This window comes from Melioribacter sulfuriphilus (genome assembly GCF_052656625.1).
Genome location: NZ_JBQXXK010000007.1, coordinates 60,567 through 76,370 on the forward strand (window position 1 = coordinate 60,567; position 15,804 = coordinate 76,370).

General features: G+C 38.4%; 24 protein-coding genes. 1 reads left to right on the forward strand and 23 read right to left on the reverse strand.

Annotated elements, in window-relative coordinates; genetic code table 11:
• The first annotated feature begins 40 nt into the window (after positions 1-40).
• Positions 41-655 (forward strand): YqaA family protein, encoded by a 615-nt coding sequence (locus ACUN8G_RS10265; protein WP_437347523.1) that lies wholly within the window; start codon positions 41-43, stop codon positions 653-655.
• On the opposite strand, the gene ACUN8G_RS10270 is transcribed toward ACUN8G_RS10265, so the two are convergent.
• From ACUN8G_RS10270 to rpsE, 23 genes are all read right to left on the reverse strand, one after another.
• Positions 652-1,044: a hypothetical protein gene (locus ACUN8G_RS10270; RefSeq protein ID WP_437347522.1), complete on the reverse strand. Its 393-nt coding sequence runs from the start codon at positions 1,042-1,044 to the stop codon at positions 652-654. The genes ACUN8G_RS10265 and ACUN8G_RS10270 overlap by 4 nt on opposite strands.
• A complete protein-coding gene (gene fumC, locus ACUN8G_RS10275) occupies positions 1,025-2,419 on the reverse strand; it encodes a class II fumarate hydratase (protein ID WP_437347521.1) in 1,395 nt (464 codons plus the stop codon). The genes ACUN8G_RS10270 and fumC overlap by 20 nt, the downstream gene beginning before the upstream one ends.
• A 76-nt stretch (positions 2,420-2,495) precedes the next feature.
• On the reverse strand, positions 2,496-3,170 hold the full coding sequence (locus ACUN8G_RS10280) for a C40 family peptidase (RefSeq protein WP_437347520.1): 675 nt from the start codon (positions 3,168-3,170) through the stop codon (positions 2,496-2,498).
• A 7-nt stretch (positions 3,171-3,177) separates the two neighbouring features.
• Positions 3,178-4,032, reverse strand: coding sequence for a sigma-70 family RNA polymerase sigma factor (locus tag ACUN8G_RS10285; protein WP_437347519.1), 855 nt, complete (start codon positions 4,030-4,032; stop codon positions 3,178-3,180).
• Positions 4,033-4,048: 16 nt separating this feature from the next.
• Positions 4,049-4,318, reverse strand: coding sequence for a EutN/CcmL family microcompartment protein (locus ACUN8G_RS10290; protein WP_437347518.1), 270 nt, complete (start codon positions 4,316-4,318; stop codon positions 4,049-4,051).
• 11 nt (positions 4,319-4,329) lie between these two features.
• Complete coding sequence (locus ACUN8G_RS10295; protein WP_445480941.1) at positions 4,330-4,611, reverse strand: EutN/CcmL family microcompartment protein; 282 nt, start codon at positions 4,609-4,611, stop codon at positions 4,330-4,332.
• Positions 4,612-4,613: 2 nt separating this feature from the next.
• Complete coding sequence (locus ACUN8G_RS10300) at positions 4,614-5,012, reverse strand: PIN domain-containing protein (protein WP_437347517.1); 399 nt, start codon at positions 5,010-5,012, stop codon at positions 4,614-4,616.
• Positions 5,002-5,310: a hypothetical protein gene (locus ACUN8G_RS10305; RefSeq protein ID WP_437347516.1), complete on the reverse strand. Its 309-nt coding sequence runs from the start codon at positions 5,308-5,310 to the stop codon at positions 5,002-5,004. Before ACUN8G_RS10305 ends, ACUN8G_RS10300 begins: the two co-directional genes overlap by 11 nt.
• Positions 5,303-6,466, reverse strand: coding sequence for a phosphopentomutase (locus ACUN8G_RS10310; RefSeq protein WP_437347515.1), 1,164 nt, complete (start codon positions 6,464-6,466; stop codon positions 5,303-5,305). Before ACUN8G_RS10310 ends, ACUN8G_RS10305 begins: the two co-directional genes overlap by 8 nt.
• A gap of 6 nt (positions 6,467-6,472) precedes the next feature.
• Positions 6,473-8,353, reverse strand: coding sequence for a sensor domain-containing diguanylate cyclase (locus ACUN8G_RS10315; RefSeq protein WP_437347514.1), 1,881 nt, complete (start codon positions 8,351-8,353; stop codon positions 6,473-6,475).
• A gap of 58 nt (positions 8,354-8,411) precedes the next feature.
• Entirely contained in the window at positions 8,412-8,996 is a 585-nt protein-coding gene (yihA, locus tag ACUN8G_RS10320; RefSeq protein WP_437347513.1) for a ribosome biogenesis GTP-binding protein YihA/YsxC, read from the reverse strand.
• 84 nt (positions 8,997-9,080) lie between these two features.
• A complete protein-coding gene (gene rplQ, locus ACUN8G_RS10325; protein WP_437347512.1) occupies positions 9,081-9,626 on the reverse strand; it encodes a 50S ribosomal protein L17 in 546 nt (181 codons plus the stop codon).
• A gap of 25 nt (positions 9,627-9,651) precedes the next feature.
• Positions 9,652-10,647 (reverse strand): DNA-directed RNA polymerase subunit alpha, encoded by a 996-nt coding sequence (locus ACUN8G_RS10330; protein WP_437347511.1) that lies wholly within the window; start codon positions 10,645-10,647, stop codon positions 9,652-9,654.
• Positions 10,648-10,673: 26 nt separating this feature from the next.
• The gene (gene rpsD, locus ACUN8G_RS10335; RefSeq protein ID WP_437347510.1) at positions 10,674-11,300 is read right to left on the reverse strand and encodes a 30S ribosomal protein S4; all 627 of its coding nucleotides are present in this window, start codon (positions 11,298-11,300) and stop codon (positions 10,674-10,676) included.
• A 15-nt stretch (positions 11,301-11,315) separates the two neighbouring features.
• Positions 11,316-11,702, reverse strand: a complete 387-nt coding sequence (gene rpsK, locus ACUN8G_RS10340; protein WP_437347509.1) for a 30S ribosomal protein S11 — start codon at positions 11,700-11,702, stop codon at positions 11,316-11,318.
• A gap of 22 nt (positions 11,703-11,724) precedes the next feature.
• Positions 11,725-12,108, reverse strand: coding sequence for a 30S ribosomal protein S13 (gene rpsM, locus ACUN8G_RS10345; RefSeq protein ID WP_437347508.1), 384 nt, complete (start codon positions 12,106-12,108; stop codon positions 11,725-11,727).
• A gap of 11 nt (positions 12,109-12,119) precedes the next feature.
• Complete coding sequence (rpmJ, locus tag ACUN8G_RS10350; RefSeq protein ID WP_437347507.1) at positions 12,120-12,233, reverse strand: 50S ribosomal protein L36; 114 nt, start codon at positions 12,231-12,233, stop codon at positions 12,120-12,122.
• A gap of 11 nt (positions 12,234-12,244) precedes the next feature.
• Positions 12,245-12,463: a translation initiation factor IF-1 gene (gene infA / locus ACUN8G_RS10355; protein ID WP_437347506.1), complete on the reverse strand. Its 219-nt coding sequence runs from the start codon at positions 12,461-12,463 to the stop codon at positions 12,245-12,247.
• Between the two features lie 5 nt (positions 12,464-12,468).
• Positions 12,469-13,230: a type I methionyl aminopeptidase gene (gene map / locus ACUN8G_RS10360; RefSeq protein ID WP_437347505.1), complete on the reverse strand. Its 762-nt coding sequence runs from the start codon at positions 13,228-13,230 to the stop codon at positions 12,469-12,471.
• A gap of 18 nt (positions 13,231-13,248) precedes the next feature.
• Positions 13,249-14,586 (reverse strand): preprotein translocase subunit SecY, encoded by a 1,338-nt coding sequence (gene secY / locus ACUN8G_RS10365; protein ID WP_437347504.1) that lies wholly within the window; start codon positions 14,584-14,586, stop codon positions 13,249-13,251.
• Entirely contained in the window at positions 14,586-15,050 is a 465-nt protein-coding gene (gene rplO / locus ACUN8G_RS10370; RefSeq protein WP_437347503.1) for a 50S ribosomal protein L15, read from the reverse strand. The genes secY and rplO overlap by 1 nt, the downstream gene beginning before the upstream one ends.
• 11 nt (positions 15,051-15,061) lie before the next feature.
• Positions 15,062-15,250, reverse strand: a complete 189-nt coding sequence (gene rpmD, locus ACUN8G_RS10375) for a 50S ribosomal protein L30 (RefSeq protein WP_437347502.1) — start codon at positions 15,248-15,250, stop codon at positions 15,062-15,064.
• A 7-nt stretch (positions 15,251-15,257) separates the two neighbouring features.
• Positions 15,258-15,773: a 30S ribosomal protein S5 gene (gene rpsE / locus ACUN8G_RS10380; RefSeq protein ID WP_437347501.1), complete on the reverse strand. Its 516-nt coding sequence runs from the start codon at positions 15,771-15,773 to the stop codon at positions 15,258-15,260.
• Positions 15,774-15,804: the final 31 nt, after the last annotated feature.

Here is a 15,804-nt window from a genome sequence, read left to right on the forward strand (position 1 = left end):
CAATATTTTTGCTATAATTACGGATTAAAATTTATTTTATATGAAATTTCTAAGAAGATTATACGATTGGGTACTTCATTGGTCGGAAACTCGGTATGGAGCGGCAGCATTATTTGTACTGGCATTTGCCGAGGCTTCTTTTTTCCCGATTCCGCCCGATGCTTTATTAATTGCTCTGGTACTCGGTTCAAGAGAAAAAGCTTTCCGTTTTGCCTTAATTTGTACAGTAGCTTCTGTATTTGGCGCTGCAGCGGGATTTGGATTAGGTCACTATTTATGGTGGGATTCGCCCGAAAATTTTTCCTCTTTAGCCAATTTCTTCTTTGCCAATGTTCCTGGCTTTACAAAAGAATTATTTTTTAACGTACGCAACCTCTATAACGAATGGAACTTCTGGATAATTTTTACCGCCGGTTTTACACCCATCCCTTATAAAGTATTTACAATTTCAGGTGGTGCTTTCGATATCAATTTTCTTCTTTTCATTGTTGCCTCAGTGGTTGGTAGAGGACTTCGTTTTTTTCTGGTTGCAGGATTAATATGGAAATTCGGCGAACAAATCAGAACGTTTATCGATAAGTATTTCAATATCCTGGCTATTCTATTTACGGTATTGCTAATTGGTGGATTTGTAGCAATAAAATACCTGATTTAATCTGCGAGTATCTTACCGTCGACAACGGGAGTTACGCAAATTAAGGGATTGTCCGGGACACCAAAATAGTCAAATATTTCTTCGTAGAGTTTATAGTGATATCCCCTAGATTCGAGGCGCGAAAATTTTTTGTACGAAATGAAGTTTCCATCGTCGTTTGTGGGCGCTTCGAAACTGATTGCTCGTTCGTAGTCGCTACGCGCCTGTTGTTTCAAAAAATTTATTTTTTCGGTGTCCGTACCCTCAGCTTCATATGAAATTGCCCGGAAACCGACGACGTTTTTGTTCTGGATTTCAACATAAATATTTAATATCAATTCTTTCATAATAAACAGGCTGCCATAAATGTGGGCAGCCCCTTTTAATCTATTATTTTTTATTCGGACCAACCATATTTTCCGGTCTTACATACTTGTCAAATTCCTCTGCCGTTAACAACCCCAATTCAATAGAAGCCTGTTTCAGGGTTTTGTTTTCAGCGTAAGCCTTTTTAGCCACCTTAGCTGCGTTGTCGTATCCAATAACAGGATTAAGAGCTGTTACGAGCATAAGAGAATTATTCAGATGTTTGTTGATGACTTCATGATTCGGTTCTATTCCAACGACACAATTATCCGTAAAGCTCTCGCATGCATCAGCTAATAGACGAATTGATTGTAAAATATTGAAGGCGATTACTGGCATGAAAACGTTGAGTTCAAAATTACCGCTTGCGCCTGCAAAGTTAATAGTAACGTCGTTGCCAAATACTTGTGCACATACCATTGTCATTGCTTCTGATTGAGTCGGATTCACTTTGCCTGGCATAATTGAACTTCCAGGCTCGTTAGCAGGCAAAATAATTTCACCAATTCCGCAACGAGGACCTGAACCGAGCCAGCGTATATCATTTGCTATTTTCATTAATGAGGCTGCTATTGTTTTCAAAACCCCGCTGAATTCAACAAGAGCATCTTTACCTGCCATGGCCTCGAATTTATTCGGAGCAGTACGGAACGGTTTGCCAGTAAGCTCAGAAATTTTTTGTGCAGCTTTAACAGCATAGTCCGGATGCGTATTTAATCCCGTACCTACAGCTGTTCCTCCCAGAGGTATTTCATAAAGCCGATTTAAAGCATCGTTAATTCTTGCTAATCCATTTGTTAATTGTTGCGCATAACCCGAAAATTCCTGCCCGAGCGTTAATGGAGTAGCGTCCATTAAATGTGTCCTTCCGATCTTAATTATCGAGGCAAACTCTTTCGATTTTTCCTCTAAGGCATCTCTTAATTTTGTTAACATCGGAATCAAACGGCGATGAACTTCTTCAACTGCAGCAATATGAATAGCAGTAGGAAAAGCATCATTTGTGGATTGGGATTTGTTTACGTCGTCGTTTGGGTGAATTGGTGTTTTACTGCCGAGCTTACCTCCGGCAATTTCAATTGCTCGATTCGATATAACTTCGTTTACATTCATATTTGTCTGAGTTCCGCTTCCAGTTTGCCAGACAACCAGTGGGAAATGATCGTTTAATTTTCCTTCGATAACTTCGTCGGCAGCTTCAATTATTAATTCCTTTTTCTCGTTGGGTAAAAGACCCAATTCATTATTGGTTAATGCGGCGGCTTTTTTTACAATTGCGAGCGCTCTAATTAATTCGAATGGAAATCGTTCACCCCCGATTTTAAAATTTTGTAACGACCTTGCCGTTTGCGCTCCGTAGTATTTGTCTGAAGGGACTTTAATTTCTCCCATGCTGTCAGATTCAATTCTGTAGTCCATTTTCAACTCCTATGATATTTTAAATACGTACAACAAATTAATGGAATGTGTAAATTATTGCAATGGTCACAAAAAGTTATTGAGCGAGGGGAAGTCGACGGGCACCGACATATCTTTTTTTATAATAAGTTTCGTCGAGAGAAGAGACTGTCACTCCTAAAGTTCTACTTGAATGGATAAATTCCCTGTTCCCGAGATAAATTCCCACATGGCCGGGGTAAGCTCGCCTCGAAGTATTGAAAAACACAAGGTCACCAAATTTCAATTCATTTTCAGCCACACTCATACCTATCGTGAATTGTTCCCTGACTGTGCGAGGTAAATCCACTGAGAAAGCACTCAATACTTGCTTTGTAAATGCCGAGCAATCGATGCCTCTATCGGAGTTACCACCGTATTTATATGGAGCATCAATATATTTTATGACTTCGAGAAGTAATTTTTCTCTGAAGGAAAGAGGCACTTCGGAGCTTATCGATGTTCTATAATCATCGATAAATTCCTTAACGTCTACTGAATTTATCTCCTCGGGGAATTCGTCAAATTCGTCTATTTCCTTATTCTGAACAGGTGTGCTCAAACTTACTGAATCAATTTTTGAATCCTCTTCTGAAGTGAATCTTGGATTTTTACTTACTTCTTCTTTTTTCTCCGTCGATTTATTGTATCTTACAGAAGATGAAGTGGAAGCACACCCTGTCATCATAATAGAAAAGATGAGTAAAAGAGATATAACTATTTTTCCGAACATTCGATTATTATCCCAGATATGCTCTTAAGTTTTTACTCCTGGATGTATGTCTGAGACGGCGAATTGCTTTCTCCTTAATCTGACGAACTCTCTCACGCGTAAGATTAAACTTTTCGCCAATTTCTTCAAGTGTAAGAGAATGTTCGCCGTTGAGTCCGAAATAAAGTTTTATAACTTCAGCTTCTCTATCGGTCAATGTTGAAAGCGCTCTTTCAATTTCTTTTTTCAGGGATTCCGACATTAAGGTTTGGTCGGGCGAAGGTACTTCATCATTTGGTAAGACGTCGAGCAGACTATTTTCTTCACCTTGACTGAAAGGAGCGTCCATTGAAACATGTCTGCCGGCATTTTTAATAGCGTCTGCTACTTCCGAAACATCCATGTTCAATTGTTCAGCTAATTCTTCGGCATTCGGTTCTCTTTCGAATTCCTGAACCAGGTTGCTGTAGGCTTTACCAATTTTATTGAGTGCACCTACTCTATTGAGTGGAAGTCGTACAATTCTCGATTGTTCGGCAAGCGCCTGAAGAATCGATTGACGAATCCACCAGACTGCATATGAAATAAATTTAAAGCCACGAGTTTCATCGAAACGCTTGGCTGCTTTAATCAATCCCAGATTACCTTCGTTAATTAAATCACCAAGTGACAAGCCTTGATTTTGATACTGCTTTGCAACAGAGACTACAAATCTCAGATTTGCTTTGACCAGTTTTTCCAGAGCTTTCTGGTCACCTTTTTTTATTTTAATCGCAAGTTCAATTTCTTCTTCTGGAGTAAGCAATTCAACTTTACCGATTTCTTGCAGGTATTTGTCGAGAGAAATACTTTCACGGTTTGTAAATTGTTTTGTGATTTTCAAGGTTCCTCTCCCCTATCTATTTATCAGTATTAATAGAATCCACAATACCTACAATCGAAGCGTCGACAGGAGCCATTTCTACATCGAGCGGAATAACAGCTTCGCTTGCGGTTACGTAAAAAATAATTTCACCAGGTCCGGCACCTACAGTATCGAGCGCTATAATAGGACTACTGATATTTTCCAGATTGTAGTTAACAGGTTGAATTAGTTGCATTTTATAACCTGTAATGGCGTCGTATTTTCTTGTAGCCCATATTGTTCCAATTACTTTTCCAAGGTGCATAGAAAGAATACCTACTTATTATCGCTAATTGCGACGTCAAGTTTATCGACGATAGCCATAATTACTGCGTCAACGGGTTTGTTTTTGGTAAAAGTTGTTTGTCGTGCCGAACTACCCTGCGCTACTAAAACCGTTTCGCCGATGCCTGCACCCACCGAATCGACAGCTATTATCGTTGATGTTTTTGGCGTTAAGTCGAGATTCAATTCACGGACAATCAGAAATTTTGCGCCCACAAGATTTTCGTCCTTGCGTGTTGACCAAACTGTTCCTATTACCTTTCCGAGTAGCAGAACTACCTCCCTGTTTTAATTTTTGCCGCGTCTATTATTTCGATGCCAGAATTCGAATACTTTTCTACCTGTCTTGTGACCAATGGCAATTTGTTGTTTAATGCCACAGAACAAATTAAAGCTTCACGGACGCCCGCAACTTTATTAAAAAATTTTGAAATGTTCAAACTATATCTTGAATTTAAGCCAAGTACTTTCAACGCCGAGAGCAGACGTTTCACCGCTTCTTCCCGCACCTGGTTGTTCGAATTGAAAAAAAGTTCAGCCGAATTTATTACCGTAGTAAAACAAATACCTCGTCTCATCAGAATTTCCAGTATCGAATCCTCACTTGCATCGCTCTCAAGGTATTCTATCAAAATATCAGTATCGATTAAATAATGTTCTCTCTTATTTTCCATGTTCATACCAAACGAATTCCTTCCCGAAATTTTCCTTTTTTAAACTTCCCTTCGTCCTTAAAAAATCATAAACTGTGGAATATGGAATTCCCTGAGTTTTTTGAATTCTGTCAAAAAGCTCTTCTGAATAACCTTCGAGTATTGCAAGCTTTCTTGCATCGTAAAATATTGTAACAAAAAATTCGGTAATTTTTTTATCATTAATTTGCTTAATGGCATATTCGCTTAATGTTACCGTGTTGTCTTTGTTAAGTTGTGCCGCACATGAAATTAATTCCGTTAAATTATCTTTATTCATACAAAAAGCTTTTTCCTTTCAAATCGTTGTTAACTTTGAAATAATGGGCTACAGTTTGGGCTACGTCTGCAAATGTATTTCTAATACCAAGATTGCGCGCTATTTCATCTTTTGAATAAAAAAGTAAAGGAACGTATTCTCTGCTGTGGTCTGTGCTCGGAGTCGTAGGATCGTTTCCGTGATCTGCAGTAATGACTAAACGATCGCTGGAATCAAGCTGATTTAAGAGCAACGGCAAAAATTCGTCGAATTCTTTCAGAGCACTTGCAAAACCATACGGGTCGTTTCGGTGACCATAGTAGACATCGAAGTCGACCAGATTTACAAAAATAAACGAAGATTTGACATTCGCACTCACCTGCAGGAGCCTATCCATTCCTTCCGAATTTGATCTGGTTTTGTAACCAATTTTTATTCCCCTGTAATTAAATAAGTCGTTTATTTTACCAATAGCAATCGTATCAATTTTATTATAATATAAGTAATCGAGAATGGTATATCCGAAAGGATCGAGAGAGAAATCTTTTCGATTTGTCGTTCGTGTAAATTTTCCCGGTGTGCCGATAAAAGGACGAGCAATAACACGCGCAACTGCATCTTTACCTGTTAATACATTTTTTCTTGCGATTTCGCAGATTTCATAAAGTCTATCTAATGGTATTACTTCTTCGTGAGCTGCAATTTGAAATACGGAATCGGCAGAAGTATAAACTATTGGGAATGAAGTTCTCAAATGTTCCTCTCCTAACCTTTCGATAATTTCTGTGCCTGAAGCGGGAATGTTACCAAGAACTCCTTCGACTCCAGTTTCTTCGATAAATTTATTGATAATAGATTGAGGAAATCCATTTGGATAGAGAGGAAATTCTTTATCAATATGTAATCCGCCCAGTTCCCAGTGGCCTGTTGTTGAATCTTTACCGATGGATACTTCCATCATTTTACCGAAAGAAGCTAACGGTGAGTCAACTGGCTCGATTCCTTTGACCGACTCGATATTGCCCAGACCGAGCTTTTGGAGATTGGGCAAATTCAAGCCGCCCACGTATTCAGCCATGTTTGCCAGAGTATTGCTGCCCTGATCGCCGTATCTTGAAGCATCTGGCAGTTCTCCGATGCCTACGCCGTCTAAAACTATTACAATAAAATTTTCCACAAACTGTCACAAACTTTTTACGGTGTTCCCTCCTTTTTCGAGGGCTTTATTGAGCGCCAACTCGGCATTGGACAATATTTCACCAACATCCGTTTTGTTTGTTGTGGAAGCAACACCCACCGAGATTGTAAAAGTTGTCTGTTTCGAAACTACCGAAATTGGCTTACGTGCCACTTTAATACGAAGTTTCTCAGCCCACAGGAAAACGTCTTTAGGTGCCGTATTGAAAAAGTAAACGGCAAAAACCCTTTCACTTAAACGACCAATTAAATTCATTGGTGTCATTTCATCACGGATCATTTGTGAGATAGCTTTCAAAACTTTTGGAAATGGATTACCATCGAAGAGCGAATCTTCTTCGATAAAATCATCGATTTTAATTAGGGCAAGTGCACCAGGCAATGCAAGTTCTTTGCTACGAACCAGATCAACAGTTAAACGTTCTATAAACGACTGGTAATTTAAAACTTTTGTCTCGACATCGTGGGCAAGTAAGTTTTTCAATACATTAATCGATGCGTGTGAATAAAGAATAAATGCAAAAATTTTAGTAGCATTCTTGACAAATGTAACTTCACTGTTCGAATAATAATTTTTTTTGAGGCTCTCGAAACATAACACTCCATAATTTTGCTCGTCGTAGATAAGCGGTATCGCCAAAAACGAGCCGTCGAAACTTACGTCCTCATTCCTGTTAAATCGTGGCAGGTCTATTTGAGTAGTGTCGTCAATTTTAACTGGAATAGAACTCATAATTGATTTTCCGACCAGCGTATCTTTGAGTTCCACTTCCAGATTTTCGCCAACGTATTTCAATGAGGTTTTGTTGATAATACGCGAAGTCTTAAATTTTTGTTCGAGTGGATTATAAAGAACAAACGTAAAGACATCCCAGTCAAGCAATTTTTCGACTGTTTTATCGAGCACTTCAAAAATGTCTTTTTCCGATTCGAATTTTCTGTCTTTCTCCAAAATTTCTGTCAGGGCTTTAAGTCGCTGTTCGGCTTGCGATTCCGAGAATTTGTCTTCAAAAAGCGATATGATAATTGAGATGACTCTTACAATTTTTCCAAGAGAATAAATTTGTTCAATACCGAAAGCGTCTTTATCTTTTGAATCAAGTACGAGTAGCCCAGTTAGATTTTTTCCGTAGAAGAGAGGCACACCGACAAAACTTTTAATGCCCTGAGGAACGTTGTAATAACGGATAACGTCGGATTCTGCATTAGGTGAAATGTCAGTCAATAGTTCAGGTTCTTCATTTTGAATTATCTTACCGAGAATATCGTCTTCGAGATCGAACTTTTGACGCGTTATTGCTGAGGAACTCGACACGTACCGTTCGAGCGTCAGACGTTGTCGTTTTTTGTTGTACCAGAAAAATGCTGCCGTGTGAGCTATGAAGGCGTCTTTCAATACGCTCAATATTTTTTCAAGAAGGAAACCGAATTGTTCGTCGTGGCTAACGTCTTTCGGCAGTTCTTCCAGCGCAATCTTTTGAAAATTTTCTTTGATATCGGATGGTTTAAAAACTTCACGGTGACCTTTATTAGGAGGGAAATAGGCACGCATATTTTCCGTAGTCAATACTTCGATCCTTTTGACATTCGAAACAATCTTAAATCCTTCTCCCTCATCTGTTTGATGATCTGTATTGAGATCGAGCGACTCTTCTGTTCTTGATGATGGGATTGGTTCATCGTGAGTCTCTTCGGACACTTCTTTAGTGTTATCACGTAGAAAAATTATAAATCCAATATATATTACCAGAATTAAACTGGTAATAATTCTCGTTAAAAAATCATCGGTAAGAAAAAGGATGGTTAAAAGGATGGGTATTAACATAAATGTCAGAATTCTTTTTTTGTACTTCGACGATATACCCATCTCTTAGCTCAGAATTTTTACAATTTTGATTCAATAATAATAAAGTTTTCTGAAATTTTCATGATAAGTAGAGAGATGTAAGCAGTTTTATTATTTCTTTTTTGCCGGTATGTTTAACAGCTGAAAAGATGAAAGCGTTTGTTCCGAAAATAATTTCTGGAAATATTTCTTTAATAGTTTTCTTTGCATCCGTAATTTCAGATTGTTTCAATTTATCCACTTTGTTCATTATCAAGAAATATGGTAACTCTCTTGAATGAACAAATTCGTTGAGCATTAAATCGAGCGGTTGCGGTTTATGACGGGCATCGATCAAATGAAAAACAGTCGATATATTTTTATTAGTGTCGAAGAAATTAATGATGAGGTTTTCCCAGTAATTTTTCTCGCTTTTAGATACTTTAGCATAGCCGAATCCTGGCAAATCAACGATGTAAAATTTTCTTTCTACGAGATAATAGTTAATTGAACGTGTTTTGCCGGGAGTTGAACTTGTTCGTGCTACTTTTAATGGATAAAACAAAGTATTGATAAAAGATGATTTCCCTACATTAGATCTTCCACAAAGCACCACGCAGGGCAAGTCGTCTTTCGGTATTTCATTAATATTGAAAACCGACGTAACAAATTCTATTTTTTTCATAAACCCGAAACAATGATTTAAAAAAGAAACGTCCGGAAACCATTCAGAAATCCGGACGCATCTAAAATTTGGTATGAGAATCGACTAATTTTCTTCTTTCTTTTCTTCCGAAGAAGTTTCTTCACCGGCTTCAGCTTTGGGTTCCTGGCTAACTTCGGACTGAGGTTCAGCTTTTTTTACTTCTTCGTCGGTCTTTACTTCTTCTGCTTTTTTCTCTTCTACTTTAGTCTTACTTTCAGTTTTCTTTTTCGAAGCTTTTTCTTTTACAATGTCACTGAAGTCGACCAATTCGATATAAGCTAGTTCTGCACCGTCGCCTTTACGTTGACCCAGTTTAATAATTCTTGTATAGCCGCCTGGCCTATCGCCAATTTTATTAACAATCGAGGTAAAGAGTTCTTTTACAACTTCCTTATCTTTTATATCGGCAGCTACATATCTGCGGTTTGCGACTGTATCGACCTTAGCTTTCGTGATAATTGGTTCTACAAAAGTGCGCAACTCTTTGGCTTTTGCAAGAGTAGTTTTAATCTTTTTATGTTTCAGCAGAGAAGTAGCTAAATTTCTCAAAGTAGCCAGTCTGTGTTCCGAAGTTCTTTTTAATTTTCTTCCTTTAACTCTGTGTCTCATTATTGAACCTTCGCAGTTTTAATGATTATTTTTTATCGGTTTTTTCTGACAGATATTTATCGACATCCATACCAAAATGGAGCCCGTAATTTTCAACAATTTCTTTTAATTCTGCCAGTGATTTGCGTCCAAAATTTCTGAAACGGAGCATTTCGTTTTCGTCGCGGCGTACTAAATCGCCGAGCGTTTTGATATTGGCAGTTTTGAGACAATTATGAGACCTTACACTCAATTCAAGATCGTCAACGCTTGTTGAAAGAATTTTTCTCAATCTTTCAGCTTCTTCATCTCTTTCGGTTTCTTCTTTTACTTCTTCTGGTTCAGTTTCAAAATTAATGAACATTTGAATGTGGTCTCTTAAAATCTTGCCCGAAGTCGAAAGTGCTTCTTCGGGAGTAATTGAACCATCGGTAGTAATTTCGAGAGTAAGTTTTTCATAGTCGTTACGTTCACCGATACGAACGTTCTCGACGTCGTATTTGACATTTACAATTGGAGTATAAATTGAGTCAATTGGGATTGTACCGATAGTCATATCAGGAGTCTTCTGTTCCTGCGCTGACACATAACCTTTGCCAATGCCGAAACGAAGTTCAATATTTAACTTAGCATCTTTATTTAAGTGAGCGATATGTAGATCTGGATTCAGAATTTCAACTTCGGGGCATGCCTTTTGAATATCTTTTGCTTTGAAGTCGCCTTCACCGGTTATCGATACATGACAGCCTGTTGCCTTTTTATCGAGAAGTCTCATACGCACTTTTTTGAGATTCAGGATAATTTCGGTAACATCTTCCTGAACACCTGGAATAGTAGAGAATTCATGAAGCACGCCTTCAATTTTAATGGCAGTAATCGCAGCTCCCGGAAGTGAGGATAATAATACCCTTCTCAACGAATTACCTAATGTAACGCCAAATCCTCTCTCTAAAGGTTGAATAGTAAATCTTCCGAATGTAGCACTTTTGGAGGATTCTTCTTGTACTACGCCATCGGGCATTTTAATTAACGGATAGCTCATTTAATATATCCTCTATTATTATAAAATTACTTAGAATACAATTCGACAATTAATTGTTCGTTGGCATTCAATGGAATCTCTTCTCTTTCGGGGATATTCATAAAAGTACCCGAGAGGGAAGCTTTGTCGATAGAAAGCCAACTATATGCATTATCTTTAGTTCTTCTGAGTGAGTTATGGATAATGTCAAGTTTTTTGCTCTTTTCTCTAACAGCAACAACATCACCGGGTAAGAGCAAATACGATGGGATATCGACAATTTTGCCGTTAACAGTAAAATGCCTGTGAAGTACTAATTGTCGCGCTGCCTTTCTCGAAGGTGCAAAACCGAGTCGATAAACAACGTTGTCCAGACGTCTTTCGAGCAATTTCACAAGGTTAGCGCCAGTAATTCCTTTTTGACGTGTTGCTCTGAAGAAATAGAGCTTGAATTGTGTTTCTTGCAATCCGTAAATACGTTTTACTTTTTGTTTTTCTCTTAACTGAACGCCATACTCGGAAAATTTGGCTCTGCGCGATAAACCGTGCTGACCAGGAATATAATTTTTCTTTTCGAGTGGGCAGCGTTCGGAATGACATTTAGAACCTTTAAGAAATAGTTTTTGTCTTTCTCTTCTGCATAATTTGCAACTTGGACCAGTATATCTTGCCATCTAAATTTTCTCCTGTTATACTCTTCTACGTTTTGGTGGTCTGCATCCGTTGTGCGGAATCGGAGTAATATCCTTAATCGAAAGGATCTCCAGTCCTGCGGTGCTGAGAGCTCTTATGGCCGCTTCTCTGCCTGCACCTGGACCTTTAATTAAGACGTCTACTTTGCGCAGACCTAAGTCGTAAGCTTCTTTGGCAGCAGCTTCTGCGGTAACCTGAGCAGCAAAGGGAGTATTTTTTCTTGAGCCTTTGAAACCGTTTTTACCGGCAGAAGACCACGAAATTGTATTGCCATAAATATCTGTTATTGTAACAATCACGTTATTGAACGAAGCTTTAATGTGAGCTACTCCGACCGAATCAACGTGAACTTTCTTTTTTGTCTTTTTTCCTGCCTTAGCCAATTTGAATCTCCGTAATTAATTATTACTTCTTAGCCGGTGCTTTTTTCTTTCCGGCTACTGTTTTTCTTTTACCTTTTCTTGTTCTTGCATTTGTTCTCGTTCTCTGTCCTCTTACAGGCAAACCACGACGATGCCTCAAACCGCGATAGCAACCGATATCCATTAAGCGTTTGATGTTTTGCTGAACTTCACTCCTGAGAGCACCTTCAACTTTATAGTCAGAAGTCATGATTGCACGAATCTTTGCAATTTCTTCTTCGGAAAGCTCAGCAATTTTCTTATCGGGATCGATGCCTGCTTTAGACAATATATCCAAAGCGGTCTTACGACCTATACCATAAATATAGGTTAATCCAATGAACGATTTTTTTTGTTTCGGTAAATCAATTCCAGCTATACGAGCCAAATCTCTTCCTCCTATCCTTGTCTTTGTTTATGTTTAGGATTTTTGCAAATAACTCGAACTACACCCTTTCTTTTTATCACTTTACAATGTTCGCACATTTTTTTTACAGAGGCTCTTACCTTCATAGTAGCTCCATTTATTTATATCTGTATGTTATTCTTCCTTTATTAAGATCGTAAGGAGATAATTCAACTGCTACTTTATCTCCCACCAGAATTTTAATAAAATGCATTCTCATTTTACCGGAAATATGCGCAAGGATCTCATGCCCATTGTCAAGTCTAACCTTGAAATGAGCATTGGGTAACGTTTCAGTTACTACTCCATCAATCTTTATTGCTCCTTGTTTAGCCATATAATTCAGCACTTAGTTAATATTTCCGGTTTACCGTCAATTATTGCAATGGTATGCTCGAAATGAGCCGACGGCTTACCATCCATTGTTTTTACAGTCCATCCATCTTCTTCTACGAAAACTTTATGAGTTCCCAGATTTATCATCGGTTCAATTGCAATTGTCATACCATTCTTCAAAATTGCACCGCTTCCCTTTTTTCCGTAATTAGGAATTTGGGGATCCTCGTGCAAATGCTTACCGACGCCGTGTCCACATAAATCACGCACAACCGAATATCCAAAACTTTCAACGTACGACTGAACTGCATAACCAATATCGCCAATTCTATTGCCGGCACGTGCTTCTTCTATAGCAAGATAGAGTGACTTCTCCGTTACTTCCATCAATTTTCTTTTTTCTTCCGAAATATTTCCAACAGCTACAGTCAAAGCTGCATCTCCATAATAACCGTTCTTTTCTACACCGACGTCGATAGAAATTATTTCACCTTCTTTAAGAACTCTGTTGCCCGGTATTCCGTGAACAACCTCATCATCAATCGAAGAACAAATTGAGCCGGGAAAATCGAACGACCCGACCTGCGAATATCCTTTAAATGCTGCACGGGCATTATTGCTGAGTATGTAGTCCTCAGCCATTTTATCGAGCTCGAGCGTCGTTATGCCCGGTTTAACATAATTTTTCAGTAATTGAAGAACTTCTGCAACTATCTGAGAACTTTCTCTTATATAATCAATTTCTTTCTTGGTCTTTATTATAATCACAATTCACTAAAAAAAATATTAAAATCTTCTGCCTCTTATTTTACCGGATTTCATAAAACCATCGTAATGGCGCATTAACAGATGCGACTCGATTTGTTGAAGTGTGTCGAGTGCCACGCCAACAATAATTAACAAACTGGTTCCTCCAAAAAATGAAGCAAAACTTCCCGATACGCCGAATTTTGCTACAAATGCCGGCAGTATTGCCACAATAGCAAGAAAGATTGAACCCGGTAAAGTTATTTTTGTCAATATATTATCTATAAATTCGGCGGTTTGCTTGCCAGGTCGTATACCTGGAATAAAGCCGCCTTGTTTTTTCATATTTTCTGCTACTTCCTGCGGATTAAATGCAATTGCTGTATAGAAATAGGTGAAAAAGACTATCATCAAAGCATAAATAAAAGAATAAGTAAACGACTGATAATTAAAATAACCCGCAATCGACGCAATAAATTCGTTATTCGGGAAAAATGAAAAGAGTGTACTTGGAATAAACATAATCGACTGAGCAAAAATTATTGGCATTACACCTGCAGTGTTTACTCTTAGAGGAATGTATTGAGTAACGCCTCCATAAACTTTTCTTCCAACAACTCTTTTTGCGTACTGCACTGGAATTCTTCTTGTGCCTTGAGTAACAAGTATTACACCTGAAATAACAAGTAACATAAAAGCAAGAATAACAATTTCAATTACGAGATTACGCTGACCTGCTGCAAGTAATCTGTACTCGTCGAGTAGAGCATAAGGAAATCTGTCGATAATACCTATAAATATTATGAGAGAAATACCGTTGCCAATTCCTTTGTCTGTAATTTGTTCGCCGAGCCACATAATGAAAATTGTGCCGGCAACAAGAAATACAATGGTTGAGAATGTCCACCCAATCCCTCTAACTTCTTCGGGGACAACAGGTACTCCGTTAAAATTCATATTGAGAAGATGAATCGTTACGCCCCAGGCTTGAAAAGCAGAAATAATTACTGTTCCGTAACGTGTCCATTGAGTAATTTTCTTTCTGCCTTCTTCTCCTTCACGCTGAAGTTTTTGAATATAAGGAACAACAGCTCCAGCCAGCTGTAGAATAATCGAAGCTGAAATGTAAGGCATTATACCAAGAGCGAACAGGGCTGCATTTCTGAAAGCGCCGCCGACAAACAAATCGTATAATCCGAAGAGATTGTCGGAAGTAGAATTTGACATAGCCGAGCCGAGCAAGTGAGAATCGATACCCGGCAAAGTGATGTGAGCGCCTATTCTTACGATCACAAGCAATGCTAAAGTATAAAGGATCCTTTGCCTCAGCTCGTGAATCTTAAAAATATTCCGGAAAGTTTCTTGAAAAGTTGCCATTAAGCTTTAATCTCTTTTATGGTTCCACCGACTGATTCAATTTTTTGTTTAGCCGAAGCGCTAAATGCGTGAGCTTCAATATTTATTTTGGATTTAATTTCCCCGCTGCCCAAAATTTTATATGGAGCAGCAGCTTTCGAAATCAAACCATTTTGATACAAAACTGAAGGAGTAATAACATCTCCTGCAATTTTATTTTCGTCAACTAATTTTTGAATTCGGTCGAGATTAACAACCTGGTAAGTCAATTTAAAAGGACTCTTGAAGCCACGTTTAGGCACTCTGCGCTGCAAAGGCATCTGACCACCTTCGAACCAGATTTTGAATTTTGCACCCGACCTCGAGCGTTGTCCATTCATACCACGAGTAGCAGTTCCACCGTGTCCGCTACCTTCACCTCTTCCAATTCTTTTTTCCCTTTTGTTAGAACCTTTAGCAGGTTTTAAATTACTTAAGATGTCCATGTATCACCCTGTTAATCTTCTATTTCTTCTACTTTTACTAAATGAGACACTTTTCTTACCATTCCTCTGATTTGAGGAGTATCGTTATGAATTACCTGATAATTCGGTCTTCCTAAACCGAGAGCTTCGATAGTAAGCTTTTGTGGTTTCGGACGATCAATTATGCTTCGTATTTGTGTAATTTTTAATTTCTTTGCCATGTCAACCTCACTCTGCACTGAACAACTCGTTAAGTTTCATACCTCTTTTGAAAGCTACCGAGCGAGCATCCCATAAATTCAATAAAGCAGCCAGTGTAGCTTTAACCTGATTATGCGGATTAGATGAACCAAGCGATTTGGTCAAAACGTCCTGAACACCTGCAGCTTCGAGGACTGCTCTTACACCGCCGCCAGCGATCAGCCCGGTACCCTGAGATGCTGGTTTAATGAGAACTTTGCCTGCTCCAAATTTTCCGATAATTTCATGTGGTACCGTACCATTGATAACAGGAACTTTATATACATTCTTCTTAGCATCCTCAATGCCTTTGGAGATAGCATCTGTAACTTCATTAGCTTTACCCAGGCCAACGCCAACATGTCCATTGCCATCGCCGACTACAACAATAGCATTAAAACTAAAGCGACGACCACCTTTAACGACTTTGGCAACTCTGTTAATATGAACGATTTTTTCTTTTAAGTTTTCCAATCCGCTAACTTTTTTCGATTTGAAGTTCAATTTTCACTCCTTTTGAATTACCTTATTTTTA

Bases quoted from the DNA above. Each gene is read 5' to 3' on its own strand.
- ACUN8G_RS10280 (WP_437347520.1), bottom strand. From the start codon at position 3,170: ATGTTCGGAAAAATAGTTATATCTCTTTTACTCATCTTTTCTATTATG.
- ACUN8G_RS10315 (WP_437347514.1), bottom strand. From the start codon at position 8,353: ATGGGTATATCGTCGAAGTACAAAAAAAGAATTCTGACATTTATGTTA.
- ACUN8G_RS10265 (WP_437347523.1), top strand. From the start codon at position 41: ATGAAATTTCTAAGAAGATTATACGATTGGGTACTTCATTGGTCGGAA.
- yihA (WP_437347513.1), bottom strand. From the start codon at position 8,996: ATGAAAAAAATAGAATTTGTTACGTCGGTTTTCAATATTAATGAAATA.
- rpmJ (WP_437347507.1), bottom strand. From the start codon at position 12,233: ATGAAGGTAAGAGCCTCTGTAAAAAAAATGTGCGAACATTGTAAAGTG.
- rpmD (WP_437347502.1), bottom strand. From the start codon at position 15,250: ATGGCAAAGAAATTAAAAATTACACAAATACGAAGCATAATTGATCGT.
- ACUN8G_RS10330 (WP_437347511.1), bottom strand. From the start codon at position 10,647: ATGAGCTATCCGTTAATTAAAATGCCCGATGGCGTAGTACAAGAAGAA.
- ACUN8G_RS10290 (WP_437347518.1), bottom strand. From the start codon at position 4,318: ATGCACCTTGGAAAAGTAATTGGAACAATATGGGCTACAAGAAAATAC.
- ACUN8G_RS10300 (WP_437347517.1), bottom strand. From the start codon at position 5,012: ATGGAAAATAAGAGAGAACATTATTTAATCGATACTGATATTTTGATA.
- rplQ (WP_437347512.1), bottom strand. From the start codon at position 9,626: ATGAGACACAGAGTTAAAGGAAGAAAATTAAAAAGAACTTCGGAACAC.
- ACUN8G_RS10305 (WP_437347516.1), bottom strand. From the start codon at position 5,310: ATGAATAAAGATAATTTAACGGAATTAATTTCATGTGCGGCACAACTT.
- secY (WP_437347504.1), bottom strand. From the start codon at position 14,586: ATGGCAACTTTTCAAGAAACTTTCCGGAATATTTTTAAGATTCACGAG.
- infA (WP_437347506.1), bottom strand. From the start codon at position 12,463: ATGGCTAAACAAGGAGCAATAAAGATTGATGGAGTAGTAACTGAAACG.
- rpsD (WP_437347510.1), bottom strand. From the start codon at position 11,300: ATGGCAAGATATACTGGTCCAAGTTGCAAATTATGCAGAAGAGAAAGA.
- rplO (WP_437347503.1), bottom strand. From the start codon at position 15,050: ATGGACATCTTAAGTAATTTAAAACCTGCTAAAGGTTCTAACAAAAGG.
- fumC (WP_437347521.1), bottom strand. From the start codon at position 2,419: ATGGACTACAGAATTGAATCTGACAGCATGGGAGAAATTAAAGTCCCT.